13 protein-coding genes are annotated in these 9,048 nt (G+C 48.6%); 2 read left to right on the forward strand and 11 right to left on the reverse strand.

All coding sequences use genetic code 11. From position 1 onward, the window contains the following. Positions 1-173: 173 nt before the first annotated feature. Positions 174-626, reverse strand: a complete 453-nt coding sequence (locus D568_RS0118590) for a hypothetical protein (RefSeq protein ID WP_020211108.1) — start codon at positions 624-626, stop codon at positions 174-176. A 95-nt stretch (positions 627-721) separates the two neighbouring features. On the opposite strand from D568_RS0118590, the gene D568_RS0118595 reads away from it, so the two are divergent. Together D568_RS0118595 and D568_RS0118600 are read left to right on the forward strand one after the other, a co-directional pair. After that, a complete protein-coding gene (locus D568_RS0118595) occupies positions 722-2,908 on the forward strand; it encodes a DNA topoisomerase 3 (protein ID WP_020211109.1) in 2,187 nt (728 codons plus the stop codon). Positions 2,909-2,963: 55 nt separating this feature from the next. Then, complete coding sequence (locus tag D568_RS0118600; protein WP_020211110.1) at positions 2,964-4,124, forward strand: hypothetical protein; 1,161 nt, start codon at positions 2,964-2,966, stop codon at positions 4,122-4,124. A 5-nt stretch (positions 4,125-4,129) separates the two neighbouring features. Here D568_RS0118600 and D568_RS0118605 read toward each other — a convergent pair whose 3' ends face one another. From D568_RS0118605 to D568_RS0118650, 10 genes are all read right to left on the reverse strand, one after another. Next, positions 4,130-4,351 carry a hypothetical protein gene (locus tag D568_RS0118605; protein WP_020211111.1) on the reverse strand — a complete coding sequence of 74 codons (222 nt, stop codon included), beginning with the start codon at positions 4,349-4,351 and terminating at the stop codon, positions 4,130-4,132. An 18-nt stretch (positions 4,352-4,369) separates the two neighbouring features. Next, complete coding sequence (locus D568_RS0118610) at positions 4,370-5,416, reverse strand: hypothetical protein (protein WP_020211112.1); 1,047 nt, start codon at positions 5,414-5,416, stop codon at positions 4,370-4,372. Beyond that, positions 5,406-5,672 carry a hypothetical protein gene (locus D568_RS21785; protein WP_020211113.1) on the reverse strand — a complete coding sequence of 89 codons (267 nt, stop codon included), beginning with the start codon at positions 5,670-5,672 and terminating at the stop codon, positions 5,406-5,408. The genes D568_RS0118610 and D568_RS21785 overlap by 11 nt, the downstream gene beginning before the upstream one ends. Further along, positions 5,660-5,983: a hypothetical protein gene (locus D568_RS0118620; RefSeq protein WP_020211114.1), complete on the reverse strand. Its 324-nt coding sequence runs from the start codon at positions 5,981-5,983 to the stop codon at positions 5,660-5,662. Before D568_RS0118620 ends, D568_RS21785 begins: the two co-directional genes overlap by 13 nt. A 1-nt stretch (position 5,984) precedes the next feature. Continuing rightward, positions 5,985-6,233 (reverse strand): hypothetical protein, encoded by a 249-nt coding sequence (locus D568_RS0118625; protein ID WP_020211115.1) that lies wholly within the window; start codon positions 6,231-6,233, stop codon positions 5,985-5,987. Positions 6,234-6,950: 717 nt separating this feature from the next. Beyond that, entirely contained in the window at positions 6,951-7,349 is a 399-nt protein-coding gene (locus D568_RS0118630; protein ID WP_020211116.1) for a hypothetical protein, read from the reverse strand. Continuing rightward, positions 7,336-7,965, reverse strand: coding sequence for a hypothetical protein (locus D568_RS0118635; RefSeq protein WP_020211117.1), 630 nt, complete (start codon positions 7,963-7,965; stop codon positions 7,336-7,338). Before D568_RS0118635 ends, D568_RS0118630 begins: the two co-directional genes overlap by 14 nt. After that, on the reverse strand, positions 7,958-8,095 hold the full coding sequence (locus D568_RS21790; RefSeq protein WP_020211118.1) for a hypothetical protein: 138 nt from the start codon (positions 8,093-8,095) through the stop codon (positions 7,958-7,960). Before D568_RS21790 ends, D568_RS0118635 begins: the two co-directional genes overlap by 8 nt. 8 nt (positions 8,096-8,103) lie before the next feature. Beyond that, complete coding sequence (locus D568_RS0118645) at positions 8,104-8,424, reverse strand: hypothetical protein (protein WP_020211119.1); 321 nt, start codon at positions 8,422-8,424, stop codon at positions 8,104-8,106. Positions 8,425-8,451: 27 nt separating this feature from the next. After that, positions 8,452-8,937, reverse strand: a complete 486-nt coding sequence (locus D568_RS0118650; RefSeq protein ID WP_020211120.1) for a J domain-containing protein — start codon at positions 8,935-8,937, stop codon at positions 8,452-8,454. Positions 8,938-9,048: the final 111 nt, after the last annotated feature.

Below are 9,048 nucleotides of genomic sequence, written 5' to 3' on the forward strand. Positions count from 1 at the left end.
GCGAGAGAGTTTGTCACAGCAACCGGCAGGCTTGCCGGTAAAGGCGCGAGGATCGCGCAAGTGAGAGCGACCGTTACCCGGATGGGATGAAACCGGAGCGAAGCGGAGTGGTTCAGCGGAACGGAGCAAAGCGCAGTGGAGTAGGGCGCGCCCCGGAGGGCGAACCCAGGATATTACTGAATTTCGTAGGCACGTCTAAAAGTAGCAATCTGTTCATCGGATGCGCCATTTGCCCGCAAATACTGAACGCTCTGCTCGATGGTCAAACACCGCATCGGCTCCCCCATGTAAGTTCTGATACTTGTCGAAACAATACCGTTATGAGTCTTTTCCCAGTTCCTCGCGATTCCATCAATACAAAAAGCCAGCTTACCGTCTTCACCAAGGCGCAAGTTTTGTTTATCAGGCATAACTACAACCGTCCGTGTAGAGCCCTCGCGTAAAGCACCCTTATAGCTCTCAAAAAACATGAAAAACATAGCCAGCACACACAGGGACAGTAATCCAGCGGGGCCAGTTTTTCGGGAAGAATAAAACAACCAGGCGCAGTAAATAATTACCCCGACCGAAAGCACCGCGACAAGCGGCACAAGGGGTTTATCTGCGGCAAATTCGATAAGTGACATAACAGCTCCGTGTTGTGAAAAGTAAGGGTTTGAATTCGTCTATCTTTACCCTATTATAGCCCCTGTAGACCATATTGGAAACCAAAGGATTGAACATGGAAACAGTGATAATTGCGGAAAAAGCAGAGTTGGCTGACGCTATCGCCGGTTATTTTGGTGTGACGAGCAAAGAGCGAGGGGTAATCCACTGCGGCAAGCATACCATCCTTTACAGCTCCGGCCATATCCTGGAGTTGTGCGACCCCGAAGACTACAACCCCGAGCACACAAAATGGAACCTAGACCATCTTCCGATCGTCAACGTTCCGTGGCGATATAAAGTGATTAAAGGAAAAGAAGCCCAATATAAAAAAATCTGCGACTACCTCAATAAAGCCAGCTCAATTATTCACGCTGGCGACCCGGATTCCGAAGGACAATTACTGGTTGATGAAATCCTTCATCACCAGAAAATTAATAAACCCGTACAGCGGGTGTTAATCAACGATTTAAACCCGCGCATCGTAGAGCGTTCTTTTAGCCAGCTAAAAGATAACCGTGATTTTATAGGTCTATCCAATGCAGCGCTTTCGCGGTCGGTAGGGGATCAACTCTACGGCTACAACCTTACCCGACTCTACACACTACTGGCGCAAAAAAAAGGTTACACAGGAACGCTGTCTGTTGGTCGTGTGCAAACACCCATTTTAGGTTTAATCGTGGCTAGGGATCGACTAATAGAAGGGCACGAGAAACACTTTTATTACGTCATAAAAGGAGAATTTTCTATCGACGGTATAACTTTTACCGGAACATACCAGGTTAAAGAGAATGATCCAAAAGATGAAAAAGGGCGGCTTGATTCAAAAGACGCTGCAACCGCTATCAGCGAAGCGAGTAGCGGTAAACCAGCGAGGGTAACGAGCGCTGAAACTAAAGAGAAGCGGGAACACCCTCCGCTGCCTTATGACCTGCTGGGGTTGCAATCGGACGCTTACCGGAAATTTGGCCTCAACTCCAAAAAGACGTTGGAGATTACGCAGCGACTCAGGGAAAAGAAGTTAATCACCTATAACCGTACCGATTGCCGCTATCTGTCTGAAGAGCAGCACCAAGACGCACCGATAGTGCTAAAGACCATCGAGGACAATTGCCCAATGCTGGGAAAAGCGGCAGCGGCAGCAGATCCAACCATCAAAAGCAAAGCATTCAATTCTAGCAAGGTAACCGCCCACCACGGCATCGTACCCGCCGAAGGGCGGTATGCCGTAGACACATTACCTAATGATGAGAAGCAAATTTATTTGCTGATTGCGAGGCAGTACATAGCCCAATTCTGGCCGGTTAAAGTATCTGAAGTCACCACAGTGACTACACAAATTGATAACACCGAACACGAATTTAAGGCGACCTCAACCACCGTTATAAGCCTTGGATGGGGCCGCTTATACACTAACGATACAGATAACGACGAAATCAACGATACCGGCGAAGAGGCGAGCAATAACGACCTGCGGAGCATTGCGCGGTCACAAACCGGGCAATGCGTGTCTGCGGTGGTACACGATAAGGAAACCAAGCCACCCAAGCACTACACAGAAGCCACCTTATTAAAGGATCTGAGGCGAGTCGCGAAGTATGTCACTGATCCCAAAATAGCGGCGCTTTTATTGGATAAAGACAAAGACAGCAAAGAAGAGCAGGGCGGTATTGGAACGCCAGCGACACGGCACACATTTATAGAGACACTAAAAGATCGCGGATACATCACCGAAAAGAAGGGGTATTTAATCTCTACTGAATTAGGTAGAGAGTTTCACGACGTTTTGCCGTCAATGGCGACCGGCCCCGATATGACAGCACTGTGGTATGAGCAGCAAAAACAAATAGAACAGCAACAAATGACCATCGACGATTTTATACAGTCGCTGGTTAACCAGGTATCAAGTCACATTGAGGACATGAAAGCGAATGGGCTGGCTCTGAAGGCCAATACAGGCCCATCGTGCCCTAAATGCGAGCCAGGGCATCTGTGCCGGCGGAAAGGCGCAAAGGGCTTTTTCTGGGGATGCACTGAATACCCAGCCTGTGATGCTACCTACCCAGATAAAGCAGGAAAACCAAACCTGACCCCAGCCAAATCAGGGAAAGAAACCGAGTTTAAATGTGGCGAATGTGGGAGCGCGCTGGTTAAGCGACCCGCCAAAAAACGTGGTAAATTCTGGTTTGGATGCAGTGGGTACCCAGGATGCAAAAGCACTTACCTAGAAAAAGCTGGGAAGCCTGTCTATAAACAGCACTAACACCAACCGGGCTCTTAACGAACTCACATCAATAAACAATATCTATCGGGACGTTATGCGTAAACGAATAGGCCCTCAAAAAGAGAACGGTATAGCCGAACTTAAGGAAATTGCCTCGACATTAAAGACTACTGCCGAGCGCAAAACACGATGGGAGCGGCTTTTGTCGTCGGGAGCCGCCTTGGCTCAGATTGGTACGTTATGCGCTGTTGTGATCGGCTACATATATACCGTCATTCCAGTTATGCAGAAGGAGAACTTATCTGAACAGGTAGCGGCGCTAGAAAAATCACAAAAAGAATGGTCGGCTCAAATAGAGGTCGCAATGGCCAACCTTGCTCAGAAGGAGCGTGCGCTAGAGGAAATAAGTGAAAAAAAAGAGTCCCTGGATATAGAAGTGCAGCGGCTAGAAAAACGGGCCAGTGCCGCCTCAGCTGACCTAGACAGATATAAAGACTTGGCTAGTGAACAGGAGGCGAATTTAGCAGATGCTGAGCAAGCTATAAGAATAGCGACTAATGATCTCTACGATATGCACGAAGAACGATTCACAACCCGTATGGATCTAATTTACGCATCCAGTACATCCCGTCTGAGATTCCGATCTTATTTCCACCCTGATCGAATAAAGGGTATCTCGGCTGATCTAGCCGAGACATACCCAAAACCTCTAGAGCGGGGAAAGAAGAGATTAGCCCACATAACGAAACTGCATGACGAAGCGGAGGGAATCGAAAAACAATCCCTTGACAGGCTTAAGGAGAAATACCGTTCCGGTCTAGAAAGATACGCTTCCACTCTCTCGTGTCCAGTGCCTAAATACAATGAATGGACATCAGCATATTCTAGCGCCCTAGAATATGCAAAAAGCAATTCTGAAACCTGCTCGAAGAAGAAAACAGATAATCACTTAAAAAACAACGAGTGGTCAAACGAAATGATAGGTGATGCGTACAAGGCGAACAAACTCAAACACCTTTTAGACACTGCAAAAAACAGTTGTGAGCATCAATCAAAAGTCGAAGTCACATTACTCTTTGACAATGCGTGGATAGACACGATTGGACCTTGTATCAATAGGATAGCTAATATGGACGACCTGATATTGGGGAATTTCGACGCATATGATCTAACAGTTTTAGTAGACACCTCGCCTCCCAGCTTGGCGCTAGTAAAGCGAAAATTAGACGGCATAGAAAATCGTTCAAGGTGGTAAAAGAGTTATTTCTTGAGCTTAGATTCAATAAATCTCCACCCGGCTGAATCTGAAGAAAAGCGTCGAATAGCACCATCAGCGGCCACCAGATAGCCAGACCTGGTGCCAGCCTGGTGGCCGCTGTCACTGTACACGAAGCGCACAACAAGACCAGATACAGCAATAGACGCTATTTCACCGCGAGTATAGGCTTTTCTTAGTTGCTGTAACGTCAAATCGTCCGACATAATCCCCCCAATGGCGGCCTATATGGCCGCCAAAAAATCGCGCACTTCTCTTACATAACCGTTATAGGCGTTGGTTGTTAGTTTTCGCACCCACTCACGGCGTTTTCTTGACCACTTATAACCATGACTGTAGCGAATCGCCTGCCGTACTTCATCAGTCGGTTTGTCGCCAAAGTCGATACATATCTTGCCGTCTGTGCTTATAGAGACACTGATACCATTTGAAAACTCGTCGTTAATAGATAAGCTTTGCACACTCTCTACATCTGCTACGCGGTGCTTTAGGCGGCGAATTTCCGCACCCAAATTTGACAGCTCATAAGAGGCATAACCTATATCCCCAAACCCCTGTGAAGGGGTAATTATTTGCTCGACGGTTTTACGGGTATAGCCTGTGGCCGTCATTAAATCAGCAATGCAGGCCTCCCGCACAGCCCCCGATAATTCACCAGATTTTTTAAGGTGTTTACGTATCACCGCATTTGACCGCTTCATACAGTCCCGCCGTGTCTCTAGCTCTCTAATTTTAGCCTGTAGTTTTTTGCTTGCGTCCGGGTCGTCGGTGCGAATTTCTATACCGTCACCGTGCGGGAGTAGGGCGCGTAATACCTGCTTTTTTGATTTATCCCGATACTCAGAAATAGCCTTCAATTTATTATCAGCGGCATCGCAACGTTTTCGGTTTCGCTCAACCGGAAACCGTGCGGGGCCGGTGATCGCAGGCGAGGCAACGCGAGAGTGCGAGCCGATGTATGCAGAATAAGCACTGCGCAAACCTGTGCGGTGCCCGATAAACCAGTTATCAATAATCTGCTCGGCTCCCGTTGCAACGGTAGCGCCTCGCTCTTTAGCGGCATCAACTGCGTTTTGTATCTCTTTACGATCATTGATAAGCGCTAGCGCGTACTCTGCGCGAATCATTGCGCCGCGTTTCTCCGGTGAAAATGAAGTGTTATTAAAAGCGCTAGCGGCTGTCTCTGCTTTTATGTCATTAAAAAAGGGGCTTGCATCCGGGTAACGCTCCAGAATTTCGGCATCTGCGCTCAGCAGGTAATTAGCAATCATGGTCAACCTCCCCTTGCTTGTTAGAAAATATAGGCGCTGCAAGCTCCGAAAACTGATCTACCCGCAGACCAAAACGGCCAGCGATAGAGCCCGAAACATGACGACGAATAAAGACGAGTACCGTGGGGCCTACCGATTCAAGCTCTAGCTTGTAACCGTCAGACATGGCGTGATCCAGTTCGGCTCGATTATTTATAGGGTCTACCGGATCAAGCCTACCGCTACCGGCGAATAGTAGAGGGGCTACTCTACGCATAACGCACCTCCTTGGCTGTTTGGTAAAGCGTTCTCCAATGAAAAACCCAGCTCTGACGCTGCCCGCTGACTAATGCATAACGCCTCTTGGGCTGATTCGTTATCAAAATCATGTAGGGCGTAGGTAAGCCCCGAAAGCATCACACCGTAAAGTGTGTAAAACTCCGGTTTCTCACCATCTGGGGCCAGCAAACGTACAACTTCCCCTTCTTTTTTATCCTCTTTACACGCAAATAGAATCAATCCCACATAAAGGCTTTTGCTGGGCGGCTTGCCGTGGTTGCAATTCCAAGAGATAACTTTTTCCATCATCTTAACTCCATTTTTTTCTGTCTGTTTTAATAACCATCCAAGTTTTAAAAGTACCCTCCGGGGTTCCCGTGCTTACCGAGGCATAACCCAACCCCACAGGCCTAGAAACAAAAAAATCTTCCTCTGGATACAGCGCCGTAAGGGCATCTATAGCCGCGTTTTGATGCGCCTCTGCTGCATCCAAATCAGGAAAACACTGCAAATTAATTTGATTGTTATCGAATAACTGAACAATGATTACAGTGAACATTTACAATCCTTTTTCCCCGATTTCGTTATACTCATTATAGCCGCTAGCGGCTATACTGTACAGGACAATATAGTATTATTTGGCTATATTAAAAGCCGCGACCATGACCAACTGATTTAAGATTTCTCTGGCGTTTCAACGCCAACCGGGGCAGCTTTTTGAGTCTGTGGAGGGAGAGCCAGCGCGAGGGAGGAAAGCCCGAAAGCGTCACAAACAACTGTCGATTTATCGACGCCTTAGAGCCCCATAAAAGCCGACCTGGTGCCGGTCGTTTAGTGGGTAGCTTCTCTCGCCTGTGACGCCCGGCCATGACCTGAAGGGCACCGGATCAAGGAGGAACGCAGCGCAGCGAGTAGTCCTTTATCCGGGGAACGAAGGGCATAGGGTTCACAGTAAGGCGAGAGAGCACCCACGGCGGCACTTGGGCGAGCTGGGGCGGTTTACCAGTGCCTTAGCACTGGTGCATTGCCAGGCGTGATAGCGGAGCTTTCACGCTCTTTGACTGAGTTGCCAGGGGCAATCTCGACAGAGGTGCGCAGCACCGGCGAGAGAGTTTGTCACAGCAACCGGCAGGCTTGCCGGTAAAGGCGCGAGGATCGCGCAAGTGAGAGCGACCGTTACCCGGATGGGATGAAACCGAAGCGAAGCGGAGTGGTTCAGCGGAACGGAGCAAAGCGCAGTGGAGTAGGGCGCGCCCCGGAGGGCGAACCCAGGTTATCAAGAGGTAGCGTCTTCTTTAACTGGAGGACAAACGGCTGCGGCCAAATGCTCAAAATCAATACCCTTAATGGGATAGCCATGCTCGTTAAACCACCACTTCAACGCATCAGCCAATTCGGGCTCGACGAAATCTAAAATCAACCGATCAGACACACTTTTCTGCCGCTTCTTAAACCGATAAAAAGCGTTATTGTCATATTTCCGATCAAGCTTACTATTCACTTCCCGGATCACCTCGGCACGGGTTTGCCCTTGCGCCTCACGGTAATCAAGCCAGGTATTAAACAAGCAATCGGGGAACTCTACATTTTGTTGTTTACCGGGCATACTCAGTCCATCATTGTTAGCAATACCCGCAGTATAACAACTCACCCGCCCGGCGTTAATTTTCATCATCTTTTAAATTCCTTTTCTGCCGCGCCGCAGCAACTAGCCCAAGCACCTGCATTGCCAGGTCTGGAGACAACCCGGTTAGCTCCACAGACCACCGATTCCGAGAGGTTAAGCGAAAATCCGCGCCCATTTCATACCCTGGTAAAAACAACCGAGGGCGAGAAGGGTCAGATTCAGTCAAATGCTTCACTGGCGCAATGCGCATAAACGCATCTACCTGGTGCTGTATTTCATCACACTGCACCTGTCGCGCCTGCTGAGCAATAAGGCACTCAGAATAAAGGGCGAGATAATCCGGTAAAAAACGCCGCTTAATGTCATTTGCTATAGATAAAGCTGACCGATTAATACTTACGTTAATAGCCGGTACAGGCTCGCCATGCCCTAGAACCCCCCAGGTATTCGGTGATTGATTGCCAGGCCATGCACCATAAATACAAACCTTGCCCCTTGGTTCATCGACGCGCAAGCGGAGGCAAAAAGCCGCGCCGCGCTCCCCGATAAATTCCAGCCGTCCGCCTTCATCCGCTTTTATTTTATTTAGCCTCCAGCTAGGAAAATACGCGGCAAGCGCCTTAGCCAAATCAACTATTTTTTTGCTTGGGGGCTCGTTATTCATTAATGCCTTCCTTAATCAAAGCATTTAATTCCTCGTCGCTTGTCTCGTCGAGGCAATCCAACAAATCATAAAAAATCGAAGCCGGGCAGGCGTCCAGTGCTGCCCGTTCTAAAGCGTCACGCTCCACCATTCCACCCTCTAATTTTCAAAGCTGACCGTAATAGTTCCGGTTGTGGCTTCAAACCAGCGCAAACCTTCCAGGTTCGCAAAAAATTGCATATCTTCTGCATTCATCCGCGCGGGCTTGCCTTCTTGACCGGGCACGAAAGAGCCCGGCTTTTTTGCAAAAGCGGCAATATGCCCGTGTATCGTTTCATAAATATCGACACGCTCGCAGACCGGATAAAAAGCGGCCACCTGGGCGCAAAGATTTATACCTCGGGGGCTTATATCCTTGTCTTGGTCGTCTGTTTTAACAAGCTGTAAGCCTTCTGCTTTCATAACCGTTAATGTTTGCATTGTTTGGCTCTCCTGTGCCTGGGGCGCTTAGCTAGCTAAGCGCTGGGGGGTTTTGGTTTTAATGATTTGGCTACCGTGGCGCTCGCGAATATCATCAAGCGAAAACTTCCCGCGACCCGCACTTTTGTAATCGGAAGGGCGGAAATACCAAGCTTTCTTTTTCTTAGCCCAAAAAAAGCCAGCACCGTTTTTTCCTAGTGCGTCTTTGTGTGGCCGCGTGTCACCTGTAACCCAGATCCACGCGCCGCAAACCTCAATATTGATGCCTTGCAGGTTGATGATTGCATTAAGTGCCTCGTTCAAAAGGTCGCCATAATCGAGGTCGCCCGCATCGACATCACCAGAAAAATCTTTCAGCGTGTCATAGGCCTGATTAACCGCCTGCATCATTTCAACGCTGCCGCCTTTGTCGGGGTGATACTTTGAAGAAGCACGACGATAAGCCTGCTTTACGGTGTCTGGGTTAATCTCGCCAGTGATGCCTAGAATTTTTGCCGCGTCTTCATTTTTCATTGGGTAACTCCTGTTCTTTCCCCGATTTCGTTATACTCATTATAGCCGCTAGCGGCTATACTGTACAGGACAATATAGTATTATTTGGCTATATTAAAAGCCGCGACCATG

Origin of the sequence: Gilvimarinus chinensis DSM 19667, from assembly GCF_000377745.1 — a bacterium.
Taxonomy (GTDB): Bacteria; Pseudomonadota; Gammaproteobacteria; order Pseudomonadales; family Cellvibrionaceae; genus Gilvimarinus; species Gilvimarinus chinensis.